The sequence below is a fragment of the Pseudomonas sp. G.S.17 genome (assembly GCF_038096165.1).
Taxonomy (GTDB): domain Bacteria; phylum Pseudomonadota; class Gammaproteobacteria; order Pseudomonadales; family Pseudomonadaceae; genus Aquipseudomonas.
Window position 1 is genome coordinate 2,914,312 of record NZ_CP151076.1, and the last position, 21,657, is coordinate 2,935,968.

21 protein-coding genes are annotated in these 21,657 nt (G+C 53.2%); 10 read left to right on the forward strand and 11 right to left on the reverse strand.

Annotated elements, in window-relative coordinates:
* Window positions 1-93 precede the first annotated feature (93 nt).
* The 6 genes from AABC73_RS13480 to AABC73_RS13505 all read left to right on the forward strand — a co-directional run bounded on the left by AABC73_RS13480 (window position 94) and on the right by AABC73_RS13505 (window position 4,224).
* Window positions 94-423 (forward strand): hypothetical protein, encoded by a 330-nt coding sequence (locus AABC73_RS13480; protein ID WP_341523999.1) that lies wholly within the window; start codon window positions 94-96, stop codon window positions 421-423.
* Between the two features lie 4 nt (window positions 424-427).
* On the forward strand, window positions 428-685 hold the full coding sequence (locus AABC73_RS13485) for a hypothetical protein (RefSeq protein WP_341524000.1): 258 nt from the start codon (window positions 428-430) through the stop codon (window positions 683-685).
* Window position 686: 1 nt separating this feature from the next.
* Window positions 687-929: a hypothetical protein gene (locus AABC73_RS13490; RefSeq protein ID WP_341524001.1), complete on the forward strand. Its 243-nt coding sequence runs from the start codon at window positions 687-689 to the stop codon at window positions 927-929.
* Between the two features lie 115 nt (window positions 930-1,044).
* Window positions 1,045-2,529: a hypothetical protein gene (locus tag AABC73_RS13495; protein WP_341524002.1), complete on the forward strand. Its 1,485-nt coding sequence runs from the start codon at window positions 1,045-1,047 to the stop codon at window positions 2,527-2,529.
* 7 nt (window positions 2,530-2,536) lie between these two features.
* Entirely contained in the window at window positions 2,537-2,890 is a 354-nt protein-coding gene (locus AABC73_RS13500) for a DUF2523 family protein (protein ID WP_341524003.1), read from the forward strand.
* Window positions 2,891-2,892: 2 nt separating this feature from the next.
* Window positions 2,893-4,224 carry a zonular occludens toxin domain-containing protein gene (locus AABC73_RS13505; protein ID WP_341524004.1) on the forward strand — a complete coding sequence of 444 codons (1,332 nt, stop codon included), beginning with the start codon at window positions 2,893-2,895 and terminating at the stop codon, window positions 4,222-4,224.
* Between the two features lie 747 nt (window positions 4,225-4,971).
* On the opposite strand, the gene AABC73_RS13510 is transcribed toward AABC73_RS13505, so the two are convergent.
* From AABC73_RS13510 to AABC73_RS13520, 3 genes are all read right to left on the reverse strand, one after another.
* A complete protein-coding gene (locus AABC73_RS13510; protein ID WP_341524005.1) occupies window positions 4,972-6,324 on the reverse strand; it encodes a hypothetical protein in 1,353 nt (450 codons plus the stop codon).
* A gap of 411 nt (window positions 6,325-6,735) precedes the next feature.
* Window positions 6,736-6,990, reverse strand: a complete 255-nt coding sequence (locus tag AABC73_RS13515) for a hypothetical protein (RefSeq protein WP_341524006.1) — start codon at window positions 6,988-6,990, stop codon at window positions 6,736-6,738.
* Complete coding sequence (locus AABC73_RS13520) at window positions 6,984-7,214, reverse strand: hypothetical protein (protein ID WP_341524008.1); 231 nt, start codon at window positions 7,212-7,214, stop codon at window positions 6,984-6,986. Before AABC73_RS13520 ends, AABC73_RS13515 begins: the two co-directional genes overlap by 7 nt.
* 311 nt (window positions 7,215-7,525) lie before the next feature.
* On the opposite strand from AABC73_RS13520, the gene AABC73_RS13525 reads away from it, so the two are divergent.
* Window positions 7,526-8,026, forward strand: a complete 501-nt coding sequence (locus tag AABC73_RS13525; RefSeq protein WP_341524009.1) for a hypothetical protein — start codon at window positions 7,526-7,528, stop codon at window positions 8,024-8,026.
* A gap of 45 nt (window positions 8,027-8,071) precedes the next feature.
* On the opposite strand, the gene AABC73_RS13530 is transcribed toward AABC73_RS13525, so the two are convergent.
* The 6 genes from AABC73_RS13530 to AABC73_RS13555 all read right to left on the reverse strand — a co-directional run bounded on the left by AABC73_RS13530 (window position 8,072) and on the right by AABC73_RS13555 (window position 16,849).
* Window positions 8,072-9,148 carry a DUF4062 domain-containing protein gene (locus AABC73_RS13530; protein WP_341524010.1) on the reverse strand — a complete coding sequence of 359 codons (1,077 nt, stop codon included), beginning with the start codon at window positions 9,146-9,148 and terminating at the stop codon, window positions 8,072-8,074.
* A gap of 29 nt (window positions 9,149-9,177) precedes the next feature.
* Entirely contained in the window at window positions 9,178-9,870 is a 693-nt protein-coding gene (locus AABC73_RS13535; protein WP_024690638.1) for an ImmA/IrrE family metallo-endopeptidase, read from the reverse strand.
* Between the two features lie 162 nt (window positions 9,871-10,032).
* Window positions 10,033-11,379 carry an RES family NAD+ phosphorylase gene (locus tag AABC73_RS13540; protein WP_341524011.1) on the reverse strand — a complete coding sequence of 449 codons (1,347 nt, stop codon included), beginning with the start codon at window positions 11,377-11,379 and terminating at the stop codon, window positions 10,033-10,035.
* 173 nt (window positions 11,380-11,552) lie between these two features.
* On the reverse strand, window positions 11,553-13,304 hold the full coding sequence (locus AABC73_RS13545) for an ATP-dependent helicase (RefSeq protein ID WP_341524239.1): 1,752 nt from the start codon (window positions 13,302-13,304) through the stop codon (window positions 11,553-11,555).
* Window positions 13,305-13,347: 43 nt separating this feature from the next.
* Window positions 13,348-15,252, reverse strand: a complete 1,905-nt coding sequence (locus AABC73_RS13550; protein WP_341524240.1) for an AAA family ATPase — start codon at window positions 15,250-15,252, stop codon at window positions 13,348-13,350.
* A 430-nt stretch (window positions 15,253-15,682) separates the two neighbouring features.
* Window positions 15,683-16,849 (reverse strand): MFS transporter, encoded by a 1,167-nt coding sequence (locus AABC73_RS13555; RefSeq protein WP_341524241.1) that lies wholly within the window; start codon window positions 16,847-16,849, stop codon window positions 15,683-15,685.
* Between the two features lie 341 nt (window positions 16,850-17,190).
* Here AABC73_RS13555 and AABC73_RS13560 point away from each other — a divergent pair, with 341 nt between their 5' ends.
* Window positions 17,191-17,502 (forward strand): hypothetical protein, encoded by a 312-nt coding sequence (locus AABC73_RS13560; protein ID WP_341524012.1) that lies wholly within the window; start codon window positions 17,191-17,193, stop codon window positions 17,500-17,502.
* 346 nt (window positions 17,503-17,848) lie between these two features.
* Here AABC73_RS13560 and AABC73_RS13565 read toward each other — a convergent pair whose 3' ends face one another.
* Window positions 17,849-18,670: an NADPH-dependent oxidoreductase gene (locus AABC73_RS13565; RefSeq protein ID WP_341524013.1), complete on the reverse strand. Its 822-nt coding sequence runs from the start codon at window positions 18,668-18,670 to the stop codon at window positions 17,849-17,851.
* Window positions 18,671-18,783: 113 nt separating this feature from the next.
* Between AABC73_RS13565 and AABC73_RS13570 the strand changes: the two genes are divergently transcribed.
* Window positions 18,784-19,098 (forward strand): hypothetical protein, encoded by a 315-nt coding sequence (locus tag AABC73_RS13570; protein ID WP_341524014.1) that lies wholly within the window; start codon window positions 18,784-18,786, stop codon window positions 19,096-19,098.
* Window positions 19,099-19,253: 155 nt separating this feature from the next.
* A complete protein-coding gene (locus AABC73_RS13575; protein WP_341524015.1) occupies window positions 19,254-20,012 on the forward strand; it encodes a methyltransferase domain-containing protein in 759 nt (252 codons plus the stop codon).
* Window positions 20,013-20,132: 120 nt separating this feature from the next.
* Here AABC73_RS13575 and AABC73_RS13580 read toward each other — a convergent pair whose 3' ends face one another.
* Window positions 20,133-20,789 (reverse strand): HAD family hydrolase, encoded by a 657-nt coding sequence (locus tag AABC73_RS13580; protein WP_341524016.1) that lies wholly within the window; start codon window positions 20,787-20,789, stop codon window positions 20,133-20,135.
* Between the last annotated feature and the right edge of the window lie 868 nt (window positions 20,790-21,657).

A 21,657-nucleotide genomic window follows, 5' to 3' on the forward strand; every position in this document is an offset into this window, starting at 1 on the left:
CCAACATGCAAAACGTAAACTACTAACTTTCAGGCGTCGTCCTGATGTAATTGTGCCCGGCTGGGCATTTCACCCAACTGGAAGGAACTCATAATGCTTATTCTTAAAGGTCACGTCATTGGTGTTGCTGCAAAGGGCACACCTGAAAAGCCTTGGCATCTTGTGGCTATTCAGGCCCAATCTATCAACCGTAACGGCTTCATCGAAACGACCCTTTTTGAACTCGGCGTTTTCGGTGAGGCTGCTAAAAATGGTCTTCAGAATTCGTATCGCGAACTTCAAGGTTCTGAGGTTTATGCGCCTGTTACTGTAAATTACAACGAAAAATATAAAGAGTTGAGCTACCAGCTTGCTGGTATTCCTCTTCGCGTTGCTGAGCAGCGCCCAGTTCAGTCCGCTCCTACAAAAGCTGTAGGAGGCTGAATAAGTGCCGTCTCAGTCTGTTTTAACTTGCACTCAATTTTCAACCTCAGCCGAGGGTGTTATTTCGTGTTCGTCTCAGGCTTGGACGGAAACTTATGTTGTTACGCCTGACCAGCAAGCTCAATTGGAACTTGTTATCACAGGTGGTTTTGATGGCGATACATTTATGCAGTTCTTTATGGGAACGATAATGTTATTCGTCGTTGGTTTTACGGTCGGTATTATTATTTCTCAGTTGCGCAAAATGCGCAGAGGTGTTTGACATGAAACAAGTACTCGCTAAGTTCCAGTCCCTTCCTACTTTTCGTCCGTTTGCCGCTGGCATTGCTGGTATTGGTTCTTTTGTTGCTGCCGGCACCAGTTTTGCTGCAGGAATTGCGGACGGTGCCACCGCTTCCATTGCTGAAGCTCAGTCCAGCGGTGAAACAGTCGGTGCTGCTGTTGTCGCCTGTGTGGCTGCGCTCTGCGTCGTCGGTGTGATCATCGCACTCGTTCGTAAAGTCTGATTCCAGGTGATCTGGTCCGCGCTGGCTGGCATCATCATGGCCAGCGCACTGGTTTCAGGTATCCGGTGCGCTGAATATCTCTAACTTCAGCCCCCGGTTTCTGCGGGGGTTTTTTATGCGCGCTTTTTTACTTTCTGTCCTTATTTTATTGCCAGCGTTTTTCTCTTTTGCGTTCGCTGTCGATTTTTATTACACGTCTAGTGGGGCAACCAAGTATGCCGACGCTACAGCTGCTTGCCTTGGTTATATCCCCGATGGTTACCCGGGCTCTTCTGATTACTCAATTACTAGTATTGCTGCGTTTGTAGGTACTTCCCAGCCTACTAGGGCAAGTTGTAGCTTTTCGTTTCTTCAGAAGAACGGTTCTAAATCTAATTCTAGCGCTACGATCTTTCGCTATGGCACCAGCTGTCCTGCTGGTAGCGCTTTAAGTCCTACAACCGGACAGTGTTTGAGTACGGCTAAGGACGGTGAGAAATGTGCCGATCAAACCGGCTCTAAAGGTCCGGGCGACCCGATGATTTTCGATGGAAAGCAGGGAAAATGCGTTCTCTTCAGCGAATCCAGCGAAGAGCCAACTTGCAAATATATGGCTAGCCAAGGCGGTTCTGGCACGGCCTATCAAATTGCAGGCACTTGGGACGGTGGTGTTCCTTCGGCCCCACCTAGCTTTGCTCAGAGCGGTACGAGTTGTGAGGTTTCTGTTGTCTCAAGTAGCGACTGTGTTTCCGATGTCAAAGGCAACGTTTTATGCAATGTGATTGGAAAGCTTACTGGTAACGTCAACAATCAAACGAACGTAATCGATGCTAAAGACGCGGCTTGTGACGGCGGTGTTTGTACGCCGGTGAAAGAAGAAACTTCTGTTACTGATAAGCCGTGTGTTTACTCTGGCTCTGGTGATTCTGTTTCCTGTACTTCTGAAACTGAGACTCAGAAAGATGGAAAACAAAGTTGCGGTACGGTCAATGGCGTTCGGACTTGTGTATTTTCTCAGCCTTCAAGTAATGGCATTAAGATAGATACCAATGTTAAAACCACTACTAACACTGACGGTAGTAAAACCAGTGTCAAGACGGACAATGCTACCAAAACCACCTGTACTGGTATTAACAAGTGTTCAACTACGTCTTCTTCAACCACAACTACTACTAAAACCAATGGCGCTGGTCAAACCACGTCTACTGATACCAAATGTACGGGTACCTGTGGAAGTTCGGGCACTGGTATTCAGCCCGGCAGCGGTTCCGGTTCTGGTAATGGCTCGGGTGACGGTGAAGAAGACGGCTCTGGCGACGGTGCTGGTTTAACCGATCCTGAAAATGGTTCCTTCGATGGCCAGGGTGATGAATGGGATCAAAAAATTGCTGACTCCAAAACTGAACTTAAGGACTCACTCGCAAAATTGAAAGAAGCCTTCAGTCCTGTAGGAGACATAACATTAGGAGGAGGAGGGCAGTTGTATTGTCCGCCTGCTGTTACTGTGCTGGGTCACTCTATTGACTTCTGCCTTGATAAGTATGCCGGTTCCTTGTCTTGGATTGCGTCGGCCATCTTTGCACTCTGTGCGATGGTCTCCTTAATGATCGTGTTCGCCTGAGGTTGATATGGACTTTGTTATTTCGTGGATGGGTAGTGTTACTGATTTCTTCCAAGCGGCTTGGGACTTCATGGACAGCGGTATTTATACCTTTGTTAAAGATCTTCTTGTCATTCTTACAAAGGCGCTGATTTACTCCTTTTTGCAATTTAAGATACTTATGCTGGATGTGGGTTACGAGGTTGTTCAGGAAATATTGCAGGAGAGCGGTGTTACTGAATTGGTTAAATCTGCATGGGCATCGATTCCCGGCAACATTCAATCCATGTTGGCTTTCTTTAAAATCCCTCAGGGTTTAACTCTTATATTTTCTGCCATCCCCACACGTTGGGCTATGAAATTTATTCCCGGAGTCAGTTGATTATGGCGATTAAAATTCATCATGGCCCTAATGGGTCTTATAAGACTTCCGGTGCTGTTTGGGACGATGCTGTCCCTGCTGCAAAAGAAGGTCGACTGATTATTACCAATGTTCGAGGGATGTCCCGTGAGCGTTTCGAAGCTTTGTTTGATGATCTTCCTGACTCTTTTGATGTTGAGTTTATTAGCCACGAATCCACAGAGGGAATGGAGCGCATTAGAACTTGGTTTCAATGGGCTCCGCGAAACGCCTTTCTGATATTCGATGAAGCGCAGGTTATTTTTCCCAGCAAATGGTCGGATAAATACGTCGAGCGCTTCGATTTCCCCGGTGGTCCTGACAAGGCGAAGGCCTTGGACAAGCCTACCGATTGGCTTTCTGCGTGGACCATGCACCGGCATTTCAACTGGGACATCATTTTGACGATGCCCAATATCAAGTACTTACATACTGATATTCGTCATACTTCCGAAGCGGCTTATCAGCATTCAAATCTGGCTCTGCTAGGCAAGTACATGAAGAAGCTTGTTGGCAAGGACTATAAAGAGTCCATGCACAGCGCTCAGGAGAACAGAGCGCCTACTGATGGCACAAATATCGTTCAACTGCGCAAAATTAATGAACAGGTGTTTAAACTTTATGACTCAACAGCTACCGGAGCCCACCGAGACACTATGGCTGGCAAAAACGCCCTCACGTCTCCGCGCGTTTTTATGCTCCTCGGAGTACTGGTTCTTATTGTTGGGTTTGTGTTCTGGCGCAATGGTGGTAATCCGTTTCACAATCCGCTCTCTATACAAGGCGCTAAAACCAGTACTCCGGTTGCTCAAGATACTTTGCCTCAAAGTCCTGTCAAAGTTGTTCACGTGGCTCCTGATAGCGTACCTGATCAGCAGAATTTGCCGCCTCCTAGCGTGACTTCTGATCCGTTTGCAGCTTTCAACATCGCTATTAAAGGCAGTATCAGTACTGAATCCCAGGGCACATTATTTGCGTTCCAGCTGAGCAAAGATGATCGATCGTTTATGCATACGTCCCGTGAAATGATTGCCTCCGGCTATGGCATCATTTCCCGCGGCCCGTGTGTGGCCGAGCTGACGTTTCCTGGCGGTAGTCGCGTCGTTCTTTGTTCTGGTTCTTCAACTGCCAACGGCGGCGGTGAGCGGCTCGGTGCAGAGCGAGCCGCCGTCGTTGGCCAGCCTCGTTTTGTTGCTTCCCAAGCTCCGCAGCCATCAGATACGGCGAACAGAGCCACGCATCAGGGCGCATCATTTACCGTGGTTGCTGATTCGAGCCGGACACCTCGAACGCTGACGGCTTCGACAGGCAACTGACCCATATAACTGAACTAAATAACCGTTTAGTCGAGCTAGATCATTTGGTTATTATAGAAAACGTAAGTCATTGATATTCCTAAGGGTACGCATAATGTATATTATGTTAAATCATATATTCACTCCTTGGTAACCCTGCCTGGAGACCCTGTACGATCCCTGCGCTGGTAACTAAGCTCTTGGTGCTGCTAAACGAGCCAACGCGCCATCGCGGATACCGTTGACTTCTGTAGTGCTCTGAAGTAACAATAACCCTAGATTTCCTCCCGGCCGCCGAATCTGGACGATGTACGCCTTAAACACCGTTTCCTTCAAATCTCCGAAAGCATTTCCCTTTCTGTACGCTTTGAGTTGCATTTACTTCCAAACCTCGCAGACCTATCCATCTGGATGGGAGAAAGCTTAAAATCTAGTTGGTTTACACGTTTACGCAACTATACAGCCGACCATACTGGCAAAAGTAAAGTCCAGGGCTGATGCTTCCGATCCCCGCTTGAGGGCTCAAGGTACATGTATGCCCAGACCTGACTTTTACTTCAAAAACTCATGCTTTAGCATCAGCATTCCTTCAAAATCACATGCCGTAGCGCCAAACTTCCTTCAAATCGTATGCTGTAGCATTCATTTCTCTTCAAAACCGCATGCCTTAGCATCAACTTTTCTTCCCTTCGGGATTATCAGATTAGTACTTCCGTTCGGAAATTGGGCGAGATCTTCGACCCGACGCGCTCTCCTGACAAAGATCCCTCAAGTCTCTTTTGCCGAGGCAAGCAAGCGAAACCCGTTCAGCAGTGTGCCGAAGTCTACCAATTGGATCCCTTTGTATTTCCTAGCCGCTTCTCGGTAACTTATGTAGGCAGCGGCTTCATCCACGTTGGCCGGCATGAGCCCAGCAACGACGACGCACCGCGGTTTTTGGATCTGTCCTTTAATATCAGGCCGCAGCTTTCGACCTTCCTCTATCGCAGATGCCAACTCGGGATGAGGTATCCACTTTCCTGGCTGCTCCCCAGAACCTTCTAGGTCAGAACCACCAATACCACCTAAGCTGTCACGTATCATGAGCGTCGCATAAGGCGATCTCACAGTCAGCACCAACGCTTCATGCCCGTAAATGATTGGGTTCCCTATAGCGGATTTGGGTTGAGCACCTAGCGGCGGTTCCAGCACGCTGCACTCCGGATGCTGCAAGCATTTGACTACCAAATCGATGTTATGGCTGAGGAACGATTGCCACTCGGCTGCGCTGAGGTTTTGCGCGAGCAGTATTTGATAATGGTGGATCATGCGGTATAGCTCGCCCCGATCCATCGATTCCCGCATTGCCTTGAAGTCTTCAGGCATCCCCAGAGGCAAGTACCGAATGTATGCCTGCAGTGTTGCTAGATAATCTCGCTCGGCTTCACTAAACCTGCTGAAATAATGACCCCCACGGTCATCAGAATGTTTTAGATCAGGAGCTAGTTTTTCTACAATTTCTTCGTAAATGTATGAGCCGCGTGACCCCTCTTTTTGACGATTCCAAAAGGCATCGCCGATGTTGAACGCCTTTCTGAGATCATTGAGGGTGGCTTCCGAAACGCACACTACGTTCTCGCGCCTGAACAGGTCGCCCTCGTAATGTATTTCAATGGTGTCGACACTCTTGTCGATCTGAAACGCGTGGAGTACCGCGTTGAAGGATGGCTTGAACCCCAGCCCCAGGGCACAGGAATTGAAAATCCCGGAGTCGAATACGCGTTCGATGTGAGACACCGCCGAGCTAGGATCGGTTGGCAGTGGCCCAGCAAAGGGTTTTGGAAGCCGATATACAATGTGAGGGTAAGGCTTCCTCTGCCGCGTATATTCTGAGAAGAAGCCGGGGTTGATGACTGTTGGCCAAGTCTCGATTCGGTCTGCAAAAATCCTCGCGAGCACATGCGAACCAGCGCCCGATGAGCTGGTCGTAGGATGCTCGCCGGCCGTGGAGGACGGCACTGATAGCTCGACGTAAAAAGCTCGATTCACAACCCCCTTTCGGATACTAGGCACTGGCAAGCTCTTCGCCCGTCCTCGTCGCTGCTTCTTCGTTTGGGAAGACTCATCACTGCCGTCTTTCACGCGCTGCTCCCTTAGCCTGGAAGGCTGAGTATGCATCATCCCAGAGCCGTAGGATTGATCGAGTGATTAGAGAGACCATTCGATGCGGCACCAAGCGCCGGATATATCAAATATTTCATGAGTAGCTAACTTCAGGGCCCTCATACTAGAGATCCTTTTGCGTCGCTCAATCAGCAGGTCATAGCCACCAAGGCACACGACAAGCGCCCTCACCCGTCATCTCCTAGGCCGACCACGCCGGCGGTGAGCGTGGCTCTTCGAGCACGGCTGCCGTGAATCAAGCCTCCCGCGACGCGGTCGTCTTGACCCTCCGGGCTTTCATCCTCACGCCTTCGCGCTCCGCTTACTTGTCTAGGCCATCAGAGCGTGGATAGGCCCAAAAACACCCATATTGGGCGCGATGTAAAACGCTCACGCGATCCATCCGTCCTCAGATGCCATGGATGAGGGCCTTGTAGTCGCGGTGATTACGTCGTCCTCTGGCGTCAGTGTTGCGAGGTAGCCCTCAGCTTTCATCGCGCTGACCAACCTCCGGTTAGCCTCGGTGTTTCTTACCTTGATCTTCTTGACCTTGGCGCTCACGGTTTTGAAGTCCTCATCGTCGAGTAACGCCAGCGCCGCTGAGACGTCCGGCCACTTCATCCCGGGTAGACATTGCGTCAGCATTCAGAACGATGCTCCGGCGTGAGGCTTGCGTTGCGAACCAGATGTCGCAGCACGGGCATCAGCGAATCAGCAAACCGCTCGCCGGCTTGGTTGGCCCGCGTAGATACACGGGCGATTTGAGACACCGCTTCCGGTTTGCGTTCAATCGTCTCCAAGCTTAGACCTAACCACATCTGGATTTTCTGGGTGAGTGCCAGCGCGTTGCTTTTGTTAAGTTTGATCATCGAGTCCAGCTGGAGCGAGCCGATATCGATCTCTGCTTTCGCTAAATTCCACGGTTAAACCAAGTAGTGGCCCTCCAGCATTGGCCAAGCAGCAAATACGATCTCTCGGAGTCCGAACCGGGCAGAAAGGCTGAAGTCACCAGCATGACCCAGCGCCCCGTAGTCATCTTCGCTTTCAGCGTCGACAGGTCTTGAAGCACGACAGTTTTCACTACAGGGGCATTCGAAGACAAAGCGTTCCTAGCGTTTCTTGCGCCAGCTATCGCTCCACACGCAACATGTAACAAATAAGACAAAACGAGGAAGTCAAAGTGACTAAAACAGAACTCACATCCCCTCAGAGGCGAGCCAGGCACTGGTTTGGCAGGGGTAAACTCTCCGCTACGCAGAAGAAGTCCCTAAAGCTTAGCAAGTTCCAGGCGATTGGTTGGTTTTTCAATGCGGTCGACCTAACGGCCAAAGGATCAATCTTGAATCAGATAAATGGGATGTTTTGTTTTGATCGCGAAATCGATCAGCTCTCCCTTGGGTATTTTGCACCCGTGCACCTCTTATGCTCTGCGAATTGGGATGAAAGGCTGTTTGTGGCCTGGTGTCTAATTGACTCGACTGAACGAGAACTTGCAAAGACGCTGGTCGCTGAAGATCTGCATAATTTTTGGCCCGACAAGCGCTTCTGTGAGCTCGACTGGGAAGCCCAAGTCCAAGCAAGATTTCCCAGCTTGTCCACGCTTCAGCCTGGTCATATTGAATTCAAATTTGGCAGCTTTTTCGGACAACCCGCTAGGGATCCCCTTCAGTTCGCACAATAGTATTAAGTTGCAGCTGGCACAGGTGCCCAAGAGTACACCCAGCGGTTACCCAGTAAGCTTGCGTCCCATCCTGAAAAACACTTCATCAAGCCAGCGGTTATAGGCCGCTTGTGACGCTGGGATGAGCAGCTGCCGTTCAACAATGTGTTCCTCTTGTCGATGCGGCATCGAGAGACTGCTCGATACGACGGTCGGCGGCTCTTGGAAAAGCTTGTAGGAGATGTCAGTCAGGGAAAGCTGGAACCACCCTCCTCGGCCATGCGTGATCAATCCGAATGCAGCCTCGGCCAGTTTTCGCACTCGGCTAGGAGAAATGTAATGGCCGGCAAAAGGGTCATGGTTGGATGTGGGGGCTGTGAGGGCAGCCGTGAACCAGGCCATTCCGGAATCATGGTGACGCCATGCCACAGTGCCCGCATCTATGCCGGTTAAATCGCCCTGATCGAAATCCTTGTACCCGTCCTTCACTGAGCTCAAGCCCGCCTGGCAGAGCTTGAGGAAGAACGTTTCGTGTTCGGAGTGCACCTGGCGCAGAGTACCGGAAAGTTCTGGCTGAGGCAGGAAGGCTATCTCGATGCGGGTATCGCGACTCCAATTATTCCAGTGCCTCTGGCCATGACCTTGGTGCTGCTGAAGGCGCTCAACAAACTCGTGCTCTGAAATCGCGGCACGCGTCACGTTGAGCTGATGCAGCGCCTGAACGATAGCGTCTGACAGCTCGTGTTCGTTGCAAAAGGTCGCCCGGAACAGCCCATCGACATAGTCCGATACCTCCCATCTGAACGCTTCCTGCGGCCCCTCGACCGGAACGTCCTGAAGGAAGGCAAGCACCCTCTTCCCACCTGCCCTCGCACGACGAAATTCCTGCTGGGTCACCGACTCCCCGCTTGGAGTTTTGAAGCCAAAATCGGCCCCCAGAATCACAATGACCACGTCAGCCTGGTCGACCTCGGTCATGCATGCGACTTCTGACGAGTCGGGTCGAGCACCGAAATCCTCGCACATGATGGACTGATGCTGGAGCAGCCCTACGGCTTTTCGGGCAGAGGCTCGATATGCCTCGAAGCCACGTACAACGGAGCTGATAAAAACCTTCACAAATAACCCCCCACACAGCTTCATCCGAGCTTAGGTGTTTGCAATAGGCCGCTTTAGGGCCAGCGCACCAAGTCTAGCTCTTTGATTCGAATAGCCATGGCTGAATCCGAAACCCCGAACTGCTGGGCCAATGACACCAGGTTCCGATTGTTGAATTGGGTGCACCGCGCCAGCGCTAGCTCGCGCTCATCTGAGTCCTTTGAGGCATAGAGCAGGCGATCCGGGTGATTAGGGTCGAGGTGAAAGGCGATCACGTCGCTGAAGCGCAATTGTCCTTTGCAGCAGAACATGAATTCGAACCGTTCTCTCAACAGCTTTTGAGGCATCAGGAAGCACGCTGCGAAGCGGTCGGCTTGCCTCTCAGCGAGAGGCCGAGGCGCTTGCAATGGGCCGCCGTCGAACGCGCGGTCGCGATGCATGACGGTGTCTTCGTGCAGTACGAGATGGCCTATTTCATGGGCGCCAGTGAAGAGCTGGACTTTGTCACCAAACTCGGTCGCAACGGCAATCTTGTTAGCCTGACGATCAATCAAGCCCGCGATTCGGGTACCGGTGTTATGCCGGTTGAACTTGGTATCCCCCAGCGTGGGATAGACATGGTAATCATAGCCACAGACCAAAGCAGCGATTTGAGGGCTGCGCATCATCATTGGCTGGGTATCTTGATCTGGCCAGAGGTAGCGGCGATCTCGGTAGATTTGCATGAGCAGATCAGTCGCTGCTTTCTCGATATAGGATTCGTTCATGGCAAAACACCAGATTTAGGCTCTCAGACATAAATTAACCCAATATGTAGTGATGTCAGTATGCCAAAATCCCTAGATGTGGGGTTTGCCGATGAACGGTAGCTTAAGTGCTTCTCATGCGGGAAGTGCCGGGCAGCTGAGAACCTTTGCATGGAAGAGGGTCTACCTGAATCCTGTAAATTTCCTGTCGTTCGACCAAGGAACATAGCGAACGGGATCAACCGCGCTGCTAAATCGAACACCCTGGATCTGGTGAATCACGATGCAATCTCTGGCTAGACGCAGGCTTGGCTCGGGATGCGGTACGAGTGGCACATATTGGGAGCGTTCATCTCTGCTTTTCGGCCCGGCTTCCCAGAATTCAGGGTAGTACACCCACCGATCCTCATCCGACTCCCACAGGCTCACGTACTCCGCCTCCTGTGTGTCCTCCAACCTTTCAACCCCGCTTGCCTTGTGAAAAAGAATCACGTTCTGGCCCGGTGAGGCATCCTTCGGCACCTGTGCAGACGGGAACAAGATCCCGTCGAGGTTGAGACCTTGGTGTGTAGCCAGAAAATCGGCAATCGCCTGCGTGATTAGATAACCGCTTTCCGCTGAGTCAGGCATGACCGGCATGGTCAGTTGGCTTTGTAAGGCTTTGAGGAAGGCGCAGCGTTCGGCAAGGCTCCTGCGAACGGGATTGAAGTAGCTCAGGTCACGATGCGGACGCATCGCGTTCAGGTCGTTCAGGTTGAGAAGTCGCAGAGGCCTGATAACGTCGAACCGTGCGGTCACCACCGTGCTACCTACGGGAGGGCGAACCTCCGCAATTGCGGTATGGTCGTCTGTTGCACCGTAAAAAACCGAGATGCCTTTGGCATTCATTCGCCCCGGGGAGCCCTTACCCCTGGGTAGGGGCCCCAGATGCTTTTCAGGGTGCTTCAGCGCTGCTGCCATTGTGTCTTCGTCTTGGAACACCCGCCCCCGCTGGAATGATGAGATCGGTTGGTCAACGCCGGCGATGACAATGGCTGATCGATCGTCCTTTGAACGCAAATCTTCAATGCCATCGAAAACCATGGACAGGATCGACCCCACTAAAGGGTTCGCCAGCCGAGATTCAAATTGCAGGCTGTGCTCCATTTTCCGCCAGCCAACCGTCAGCTCTGACGACGCCTCAGTCTCTTCAATAAAATAGGGATCGTCGTCATCGTCCAGGCCGCTCCAGGCTTCAATCAACCGATCATGAACATCAGACAGCAGGCTCTGACCAGCACCCAGCATACGCTCCAGGACGAAATACAGACTTTCACCGACGGGAGGATAACCGTGGTGTATTACTGAGCTCGGTTGCGGGATTGGACGAAAGCAAGCGTGGATTGCCGTCTCACACATATCCACGAGTTCGTCCATGTCCATGACTGGAAGCTCTCGGTCACAGTAGTCGCATTCACTGACATCATTATCCGCGGCCTGATCGCGCAAATAGGCTTCGGTGAGACAATGGGTACACACGAGCTGGCTCATTACGGGCTCCTTGTCTGTTCAAAAGACGCTTGTCTATACGCCGGCGCAAGGCCAAGTCACCATCGGCTACCCTTTCGGAGTGGATCGCGCCTCTGTGAGCGAGTAGCCCTATTTCTTCCTGCTGAACCTTGGCTTGGAGAGGCGCTAGATCAGACAGGGCGTTCCAAAGCTGGTTACGGCACCTCGAACCCCAACTGCGCCAGCACAGGTCGATCCTCGGCTTTGAGCTTTTTCACTGCCCAAATCAACATGTGCTGTGGCCTGGAACTCGCTACATAGGCAAACCGCGCTGCTTCTGATCCGCGATCCCGCAGCCAGTCTTGCCAATGAGACTGATGCACTCCGGGCTGTTGGGAAGAAACCACCACAGTGACATCATGAGTTTCGCCCTTCACTTGGTGAATCGTTTCGTAGCGCAATGTGTCTGGTAGCCCTTCCAACATCTCTTGGCTTACTACTCGCACGGTTACGGGCTTGCCACCCTGCCCTTTGCGAGCCACAAGATTCAAGCCTCTCAGGCCGTCCAGCACATCCCGCAGCTCCATAGGTACAAAGGGCTGATCCGGGAGTTGTCGGATCGCCAGCTTCGCGGTGCGCACCCAGGCCGACCAGGTCTGATCGGAGTTTCCAGCACCATTGGCGACCATGAACTTCAGACTCTCATGGATGAACTTCCGCCAGGCAAGCCTGGACTCCATGACAATCGGGCAATACGGGCCGACCTTGGTGACCTCCAGCTCAAGTTTGTTCGCCAGCCACTTTGCAAACGTCCTCAGGCTATCCTTGATGTCCTTGAGGTTGCCTGTACTGGCGCCGATGCACGCGACTGCCAGCAGCTCGATGCCTTCAAAGGTCTCACCATTACGTAAGCGCTGCAGGGTGGTATGACCGCGCGCCACCAGTACCACGTTGGTGTACGCCTGTGTCATGGCGCGGATCGTAGGCAAAAGCTCAGAGGGGCAGGCCTTGTATTCGAGAATCCGCGGTTGTTCGGACGCAATATCTGGGTTGCCGCTGATCCGTTCGCCGCCGAGGATTTTGGTGCATAGATCGACTATGTCCTGTCCGCTCCGCCAATTCGTCTTAAGCTCATAGGGTTCGAACTTGAGCTTGCCCATTAGCTCGGTGACCTTATCGGGGTTCGACCTGCGAAAGCCATAGATTGACTGGTTCAGATCGCCGATGAAGTGGAACTTGATGCCGAACTCTGTGAGATGTTCGACGATTCGCAGCTGCTCGGCCGAGAGATCCTGGCATTCGTCCACGATGACCAAAGGAAATCGGCGCGCGATCCGTGAATAGTAGGCGTCGAATTTCTTATCCTTGAATGCCTTCAGGGCGAGCATGTCGATGTCGCCAAAGGTGGCGAACCCTCCCTTCCACAGCCGTTTTTTGGTGGCGATGAGATCTTTGAAGGTTTCCTGATCAATGGCTGCAGCATTCAACTGGTTATCGAGGCTGCGTTCGCCGGTTGAAAATACGAATCTGGCGGCTCCAAGGTCATAGTCGTATTTGCACGCGGAGATCCAGCGGTCGCAAATACTCTTTCGCGTGCGATAGATGTCCGCTGTCTTGTCTAGAATACGAATGCGAAAGTCACCCTCCTTGCCCGTATATCCAGTGATCTCACTGGCGATGCTCGCCACCAGCCGGTTCAGAACGAAGCTGTCGAACGTAGCGATCATATGGGGCATACCGATCGGCTCCCCCAAGTACTTATGAATCCTGTTTCTGAGTTCGTCCGTCGCGCTGTTGGAGAAGGTCAGCACTGCAATGCCTGAGGGTGAGCGAGACCATCCCTGAACGATTCTGGCCACCATAGCGGCAACCACCTCTGTCTTTCCGCTGCCCGGGCAGGCCTTGAGGTAAACATGCTGGTCAAGCGGTGAGGCGAGGTAGTCCAACTGCTCTTGGGTGAACTTCATCATGGGCCGGCCCTGCGTAGGACTTCTGCGGCGGCTCGAACCATCATGCTGGTCTTTCTTCCAGGCCGCAGGCCCAAAGAATCGCCAGCCGGATGTACTCTGGCACCACGAAGTCAGTTTCCAAGACCTCTAGCGCGTCCGCAAACGACTGGGCATAGAGCCCTTTGCCGATCTCATCCGAATCGAGCCGATCAAGTAAGGCTCCCGCGTAATCGGCTCTTTCGGCAGATGTCATGGCGGCGAAATCCAGTTTCGCGTTCTTTTCCAGCCCCTTCACTACCGAACCGTCCGGTACTGGCCAGAGTCCAGCCGCAACCGTCATCATCGTCCTGAGATTGTCGCCCTCCATCGCGATGTCGTATTCGAATGTCTTGTACATGCCTGCGAACAGTCGACCGAACTGCGATCGGTTAATGGGGCCTTGCAGCGATAATGCTGGGTTGTTACCAACAGGATGCTCATCAGCGTGGGGTAAAAAAGGTATTGCTTTGGTTCCGCCTTTCCCATCGTCAATAGACTTCAAAGACTTCGGTGGATCGTTGTCGGTTAGACCGGCGCACCTGACTGGCATATCAGCCCCCGGCTGCTCGCCATTGACGTCACAGAACAGCTGCATGAAGTGTTTGAAGTAAATACCTCCGAGGTTTATCACCGACACGCCATAATCATCCAGGCAGTCTCTCCCTTTGCCGTAGGGCCGCAGGACAATCCGAGCCAGCTCCGGCACCACGATGGCTTCTGCGATGCCCTCGACCAAGATTGCGCCCTTGGAAAACAACAGATTTGACTTCGTGACATCCAGCCAGCGATCAACAAAGCGCCGGCTCTGGTCGGGAAGCCCCGTGTTCCTGAGAGGTACTGCTACGGGCTTGTCGTCATTGGAGATATGAATGATGTGATCGACCGACACAGCAGCAGAAATCACCGTTGAATGCGTGGTGATGATCACCTGTATCCCGCGTGCTTCGGCAACTGTCTTGAGGTGGCGAAGCAGCCGTAACTGGAGTTGGGGATGAAGGTGAGCCTCCGGCTCCTCAATCAGTAACAACCGCAGATAGGTTTCTTCACCTCGATCTTCCTCTGCTTCAAGGATGAGCTCTGCCAGGATCGATGCGATGTACAGAAGGTTGTTGTACCCCAGGCTATTTTCCTCCAACGACCGAAACTGGGTAGCGTCAGCCTGGGAGAGATTAGGGAAATACAAGAGCCGCAGGCCTTCCACGATTCGGGAGAAGCTGACCTCTGAAAACTGGATCATTGTGCCCTGGGAAAGGTGCATCCCCAGAGCTGCCTTCAGATTTTCACCGATTCTCTGATTGGCCAATTTGATAGCAAACTTGTCGCTTTCGGAGAGCTCACGGTTGAAGTCGCCCACGTATTGCTCCAGCGGGTGCAGCTCGCCGGCTTTTCTCGCGGTTTCAAGATCTTTGCGGCATAGGGCTTTCAACAGGCGAGCTAGGCGAGACTGGCGCCCCTCACGAAGTTTGGTCTCGGCGTCACGTAGCGGCGGTAGGTAAACGCAATGAATGTAGTCGAGCGTTTCCGTGTCTAAGGCCTTGGTGTATTCATGGCCACCGTATGTGTGGTGTCTGAACCGGCCGCGCGCCTCCTGATTAAGCGCGGTGAAAGTCAGTTTTGCTTCGTCGTGATTTCCACACCAATCTTCGAAGGCAATGACATCGTCTTTGTCCAAATCGGAAAACGTGGCTTGAATCCAGATCGATTCCGCGGGGACGGCTCCAACCCCAAAGCCTTTATAGAAATCGCGCTCACTGATGATCCGCTTACCCGACTCGGAGTCATTGAAAAGCTGGCGTATTGCGCTGATCACGCCGGTTTTGCCCGCTCCGTTTTCCCCAACGAGAACGTTGAGACCGTCGTGGAACTCGATGGTAAAAGGCTTGCCAAAACACTTGAAACCATTAACGTCTAAAGCACGCAGATACATGAGCATCCCTTCTCGTTAGTTGTCTTCCAATCGGGCCTGTGGCGCTGCTTGATCCCTCCGGCGCTTAGCACGACGCGCAGCTTAAAGGGCGCCCGAATAGTCGCGATACGATACACCGTGTCCAAGCCAAGACATACCGGTGAGCCGTTGACGGACACGTCATACCAAAACAACCGCACCGCACTTTTTGACGCCGCTATCAGCTTCATTTGGTAATGACTGTGACCTGCACTGAGTCCACAGAATAAATACTGTATTGCGTACGCAGGCCGAATGTCCAAATCGCCTTACCAGCAGGGTGGCCTACGCAAAGGCGTGACTACCAGATACCCAGGCCAACACCGTCATTTTAATTGCTCCATGAGCCCAGGCATGACCCAAGCGTGTCCTCTAATAAGAGCCATCAGGATGCGTCAGAGGATAGGACTGATCAACCCAAGTCGGTCGCGGTGGTTGCTAGCTTCTTCAACTTGAATGCGACGAGCAGCGCGGCGAGAAGAAATGCCCCCATGAACGCGCCCACCCCATTCCAACCGCTTGCATGGTAAGCAAAGCCACCAAGACTACCTACGACGCTCGACCCGACGTAGTAGGAAAAGAGGTACAGAGACGAGGCCTGCCCTTTCGCGCGCACGGTGCGTCGACCGATCCAGCTGCTTGCAACTGAATGAGCCCCGAAGAAGCCAAATGTGAATACAACCATCCCTGGTAAAATCAAGACCACCGGCGTCGCCATGGTCAGCCCTAACCCCGCGGCCATGACCAGAATCGATACCATGAACATTGAGCGTCGGCCGTATTTATCAGCCAGGGATCCGACCTTGGCGGAGCTGTAGATGCCGGCCAAGTAAGCGGCGGAGAGCAAACCTACCAACGCTTGGCTCATGTGGTAGGGCTCGGCCAACAGCCGATAGCCAATGTAGTTGAACATTGTCACGAAGCATCCCATCAACAGGAACGCTTCGAGAAACAACCATGGCAGCCCTGCATCCTTGAAATGTACAGAAAATCCATCGATCAATGCTTTAGGGTTCAGGCGGATCGGGCGGAAATTACGCGATGCAGGTAAGAACTTGGCGAATAGGACGGCTGAGGTTAGCGCTATGCCGCCGATGATCAGCACGGCTACGCGCCAAGTGGTGAAATCGACCAATACGCCACTGATGAGTCGGCCGCTCATTCCGCCTACGGCGTTCCCCGCGATGTACAAACCCATCGCCAGACCAGTGTGCTTGGGATGGATCTCCTCGCCGAGGTAGGTCATCCCTACCGCCGCCAGTCCCGATAGCGACAACCCGACCAGCGCTCTCATAATCAAAATTTCTGTCCAGGTAGGCACAACGGCGCTGAGCAGCGTGCATAAGGCCGCGCTAAAAAGCGCAGCGACCATCACTGGCTTGCGCCCGACCGCATCGGAAATCGGGCCGGTGACCAGCATGCCGATCGCCATGAGCCCCGTGGAGATTGAAAGTGAAAGACTCGCCTGGGCAGCGTTTAGTGAAAAATCGTGGGACAAGATCGGCATCAGGGGTTGCACACAGTAGAGCAGTGCGAAGGTTGCGAATCCGCCGGCAAACAGCGCCAAAGCCGTGCGCATAAACTCAGCTGTCCCTTTTTCGATGAACGATGCAGATGCGTCCCCGAATGTTGCGGTTGCGGGTTTCAATAGGGTACCTCAGAAGTTTCAGGCTCAAGATGACCTGAAGGGTCAAGGGGGTGAACCGATTGATCCAATATACTATTCGACTGGATTGATATCTAGCACGTATCGTTTGCTATTGCCAATGGCAGCGTTCAAGATATACAAACTCACCAATCTAAAAAGCATCGCCTAGATATAACGTTTAACTTATTTAGAACTAGTAACAGACCTCGCTCCATTCCTATACTGATAAGAATAAAAGCAACAAAACAATAATAATAAGAGGGATGCATACGATGGCCCAGACAACATTCTCCTTCCGCACCGAATCGTCCAGAAAAGCCGACTATGAAGTCGCAGATCATGCGATTGAGAGGAAAGAAAGCCGCAAGCTCAGCAGATTTCAGGCGCTCGGCTATTTACTGTGTTGGGTAGATGCGCTCGCGGAAGATGAATCAGATCCAGGTCGCTCAATCAGCACGATCTTTGGTTTTGATGGCGAAGTTGCAGCCTTGGGTTTCGACCCCTATGACCCGGTTCACATTCTCACGGCGCCGAACTGGAAAACCCGTATGCTCGCACGCCTGGTGCGTCATCGGGGCCGCTGAGCGAGCCATCGCTAAACAGCTGGATTACAGCGATCTGCACAACTACTGGCCCGACACCGATTTCTGTAGCCCGGGTTTTGATGAGGAAGCCACGCAATGGGTTTCTAGCGCTGGTGCCTACGACGATCCTGCTGAGTTCAACATATGTGCTTTTGTCGGCAACCCTGCCCGGCCCCAGTTGATTTTCAAACCCGAGAGCCCCTGACCACTTGCCCGCCTAAAACTCGAAGGAGCCGCCGCACGCAAACGGGCTGCGGCGGCCCTAGCCTCCTGTGCGCTCAAGCACCTGCAATAATCACATTCTCTACAGCGAGCCATGCACTTCCGAAAGCACGACCTAGGCGGATCAGCGCAGCCCGAACCCCATCCGCTTCAGCTCCTCGACGAGCTCTTCCCGCCCGTGCAGGTTCGAGACACTGCGAAGCCGATTGACCACCTGCTCCGACCACCCGGAAGCCTTCATGCCCTCACGCCGGTAAAACGCCCCCAGGCGCTCATCGTATTCAGCCACTGCATCCACATCGGCTGCTGTCGAGTAGGTCTCGTGGTGAAGCACTGCTCCTTGCGGTAACCTTGGCTTGACCTGTGCTGGTCGTTCGGCAGACGGATAACCGACGCATAGGCCGAAAACTGGATAGACCTGCGGCGGAAGGCCAAGCTCCTTGGCCACGCCTTCAATGTCGTTTCGGATTGCGCCGATGTACACGCTGCCAAGTCCCAGAGATTCCAGAGCAACCACGGCGTTCTGAGCCGCCAAAGCCGCATCTATGGTGCCGAGCAACAGGCTCTCAAGATAAGGCACTGCTTCCAGCTCCACCTCTTGCTGCTTTGCTACTCGAGCCACCCTCGAAAGGTCGGCAAGCCAGACAAAGAACAGAGGCGCCTGCCGAATGTAGGCTTGGTTGCCCGCCAGTGCTGAGAGACGCGCTTTCCTATCGCTATTCTGAACAGCGACAACGCTCCAGACCTGCAGGTTTGACGAGGTCGACGCAGATTGCGCCGCGGCGATCAAGGTCTCGATGGTGCCGTCGGGCAGTTGCTGATCAGTGAAAGCACGAACGCTGCGATGGTCGAGTAACTGATCGATCGTGTCGCTCCAGGGCTTCAGCGGCGACACGTCAGGCGCGCCATAGCGGGCAGCCAGTTTTGATTGTGCGTTGACTCTCATTCGAGATCTCCAAATAGAGACTCAGGCTATCAAATCCCCGGCAGGCCGACACGCCCCCCGTAGGAAGTTTCATATACCATACGAGCACATTGGTTCACACAGGCACTTTTCGTTTGTCAGCAAAGTCGCTAACCGCCCGCGAGGCCTATCAGGTGCTCCGCGACATCTCCTTAGGTGTTCGCACTATGCGCCGCCTGGGTACGAAGTCATGGACTGACATGTACTGCGGGATGATGACCGTTGAGGTCGATGGCTGGGTCATCACGTTCTACAACGATTGCGACTCGCTCGACTACTGCGATAGCTGCTATTGCCCAGACCGCCGTGCGTATCTCTTCGACTCGTCACAGCAATTTGGTACTGATCCTGTCGAGCTGCTCAGCACTTGGGAGCATGCTCAATTGGAGAAACTTCTTCGCGCTCTGTAAGACTTCACGGACGTCCAGCAGCACCTGATGCCTTAACAGCACGCTGCCCCTTCTGCCCTGGCCGCCACTAGCAGAGCAATCCCAAGCCATAGACGACGATTTGGTGCGCAACATAGATACCGTGCGCCCTAGGCTGAATTTTTGGAGCAAACTACATGACGATTGTTGCACGTGATTTCACAACTCAGCTGCTCATTGATGCAGGCATAAAGGATGGGATGCGCGTCTTGGACGTCGGTTGCGGATCGGGAGACGTGTCCTTCCTGGTACGCAGCCTTGTTGGAGAGTCCGGAGAGGTCATAGGCGTCGATCACGATGATGAGGCTCTCACTGCAGCACGCAACCGTCGCGCCGAAGGTTCTCTACCGTTGCCCGTTTTTATTCAGAGCAACCTGCTCGATCTTCCCAATTCAATTGGCATGTTTGACGCTATCGTCGGTCGACGCGTGCTGATGTATCAAGCAGATACGGTTGCAACCGTTACCTCGCTTGCGGCGCATCTTCGCCCAAGCGGGTCGATGGTTTTCCAAGAGCACGATACGACGATGGCCCCAGCCAGCATCGACGCGTTCGCTCTGCATAGAAAGGCCCAGGGCTGGTTGAAGGAGATGATCGCGTGCGAAGGCGCTGACCTACACATCGGCTTCAATCTCCACGGTATTTTCACCAGGGCTGGCCTGTGTGTTGGTAGTGTGCGTGCAGAATGTCTTGTACAGACACCCGATTCCCCTTATAGCCTTGGCCACATCGTGCGAGCCTGCTTGCCGCGTATCATCGCACTGGGTGTGGCGACCACGGATGAGATTGGCATCGAAACACTGCAGCAACGTTTGGACGATGAGCGCGTTCAGTCACATGGCATCTACATTGGAGATGTGATGTTCGGGGCATGGGCTAGCAAGCCTGCCGGGTAAGACCAAAACGCCGAGGATTGAATGTGCAACAGCGCAGACTTTCTGGGCCGCGGATAATCAGTGGCGTACGGGCTCGCCAAGTGATCGATGGAGGATGCTCCAACAATACGCGGATGGAGCTTATCCGTGTTGTAGCATTGAGGTGTGTCTTGCTTCAATCACAAGTTTGGCAAACTGCACCAGATCCCGTATCGCTCCCCTGCCCGATCGATCCAAGTGAAACCCCAGCATCCCCACCGCCCTGGGCCCATCCCTGTCGCACTTCAAAGAGTCGCCCACCATTGCAATCTGCTCCTTTTGAACGCCGAACAGCTCACCGGGCGATACCGCCAGCGAGGTGCAGATGGACTGGTAAATCATCGCATGCGGCTTTATTGCGCCGACCTCATAGCTAAAGGCGTATCCATCGAGATCAGGAAATGCCTGCAGCACCGCAGCCCCATAAGGTTCGCAAAGGTTGGAGCATATGCCCACTCGCACGCCTTCTGCGCGCAGCAAAGCCACCGCCTCGATGCCATCCTCGAACGGTACGATCGATGCCACTTCGCGATCTAGGTCGTCCTGCAACTCTTGCAGGCGAGCGGGCGATGTGCTGATCCCCAGTTGATCCGCAGCATCCTCCAGCGACCATGGGTTACTCATCAGCACCCGCACATCGTCCGGGCTGGCCCTGCGGCCGCTGACAGCACCCTCTTTGAGCAGTTGCCTGAACGGATGGCGCTTACTTTGGAGGTTGACCAGGGTACCGAAGGCGTCGAAAACAACGGCTGAGATCATGACATTACCTATTCGAGTCGTAGGCCTTACCTGCCGGAAACGTTGATTTATGGCCAGCAAGTGACCGTACCATCACAGCCCAATTTGTCCAGCACGTATCCAATCGGTGTATGCGATGCGTTAAGCCTTCTGTGGAACCTGAAATGCCCGTAGATACGCGGGTTTGATCAGCTCAGCTTGTAGCGGGTTATGCGGTGGAGTACAAATGTACTCACCACTCAACCTCACCTGCCTGCCGTTTTTCTGGTCGCCTGTGTAGGCACGTCTGCGATCCGCATGGCTGATTGGACAGGCGAGCATCCCGTTAAAACTCCCAGAGCGCAGGGCAGAGATTCCGGGGCCGTCGGAAAGTATGCGCGGCCCTATTTGCCGGGAACATTGGCCCTAGAAGCACCGCGGGGTCTAGAACTGGTCGAATTTGGCCAGATCGCCAGCATATGTCGGAGGTACACCCCCCCTTGTAGAAGTGACGTGGGATGGAATCCAGCACGTCCTGCCGTCGTCGAGATATGGCGGGTAGCGGTTTTAACCAGAGATTTCGCTGATGGATCTGCGCCAGCGTGGCGAGTTTACAGAAGTCCTGTTTACCCCCTCGCAACCAGCTAGATCGGACGAGCTAATGCGCATGCTTGGTCGTATCAATGTGAAGTTCGGTGAAGAATGCCTTGCATTCTAGGCGGATGCCGGGCGATGAATCGCGAGATGATCAGCAAGAGCTATACCACGCGCATCAATCATCTTAGGCGTTTCCAAGCAATTAAGTCAGACGCTTAAGGCCACTAGGGCCGGCAGCAGCTCTGCACGCCGTGTACAGAGCCGGAGTCTTATAGTTTCAACGACGCAGTACTATTACCAATTTCCGATCGGG

Bases quoted from the DNA above. Each gene is read 5' to 3' on its own strand.
- AABC73_RS13480 (WP_341523999.1), top strand. From the start codon at position 94: ATGCTTATTCTTAAAGGTCACGTCATTGGTGTTGCTGCAAAGGGCACA.
- AABC73_RS13490 (WP_341524001.1), top strand. From the start codon at position 687: ATGAAACAAGTACTCGCTAAGTTCCAGTCCCTTCCTACTTTTCGTCCG.
- AABC73_RS13495 (WP_341524002.1), top strand. From the start codon at position 1,045: ATGCGCGCTTTTTTACTTTCTGTCCTTATTTTATTGCCAGCGTTTTTC.
- AABC73_RS13500 (WP_341524003.1), top strand. From the start codon at position 2,537: ATGGACTTTGTTATTTCGTGGATGGGTAGTGTTACTGATTTCTTCCAA.
- AABC73_RS13505 (WP_341524004.1), top strand. From the start codon at position 2,893: ATGGCGATTAAAATTCATCATGGCCCTAATGGGTCTTATAAGACTTCC.
- AABC73_RS13515 (WP_341524006.1), bottom strand. From the start codon at position 6,990: ATGCTGACGCAATGTCTACCCGGGATGAAGTGGCCGGACGTCTCAGCG.
- AABC73_RS13520 (WP_341524008.1), bottom strand. From the start codon at position 7,214: ATGATCAAACTTAACAAAAGCAACGCGCTGGCACTCACCCAGAAAATC.
- AABC73_RS13530 (WP_341524010.1), bottom strand. From the start codon at position 9,148: ATGAAGCTGTGTGGGGGGTTATTTGTGAAGGTTTTTATCAGCTCCGTT.
- AABC73_RS13535 (WP_024690638.1), bottom strand. From the start codon at position 9,870: ATGAACGAATCCTATATCGAGAAAGCAGCGACTGATCTGCTCATGCAA.
- AABC73_RS13540 (WP_341524011.1), bottom strand. From the start codon at position 11,379: ATGAGCCAGCTCGTGTGTACCCATTGTCTCACCGAAGCCTATTTGCGC.
- AABC73_RS13545 (WP_341524239.1), bottom strand. From the start codon at position 13,304: ATGAAGTTCACCCAAGAGCAGTTGGACTACCTCGCCTCACCGCTTGAC.
- AABC73_RS13550 (WP_341524240.1), bottom strand. From the start codon at position 15,252: ATGTATCTGCGTGCTTTAGACGTTAATGGTTTCAAGTGTTTTGGCAAG.
- AABC73_RS13555 (WP_341524241.1), bottom strand. From the start codon at position 16,849: ATGCGCACGGCTTTGGCGCTGTTTGCCGGCGGATTCGCAACCTTCGCA.
- AABC73_RS13560 (WP_341524012.1), top strand. From the start codon at position 17,191: ATGGCCCAGACAACATTCTCCTTCCGCACCGAATCGTCCAGAAAAGCC.
- AABC73_RS13565 (WP_341524013.1), bottom strand. From the start codon at position 18,670: ATGAGAGTCAACGCACAATCAAAACTGGCTGCCCGCTATGGCGCGCCT.
- AABC73_RS13575 (WP_341524015.1), top strand. From the start codon at position 19,254: ATGACGATTGTTGCACGTGATTTCACAACTCAGCTGCTCATTGATGCA.
- AABC73_RS13580 (WP_341524016.1), bottom strand. From the start codon at position 20,789: ATGATCTCAGCCGTTGTTTTCGACGCCTTCGGTACCCTGGTCAACCTC.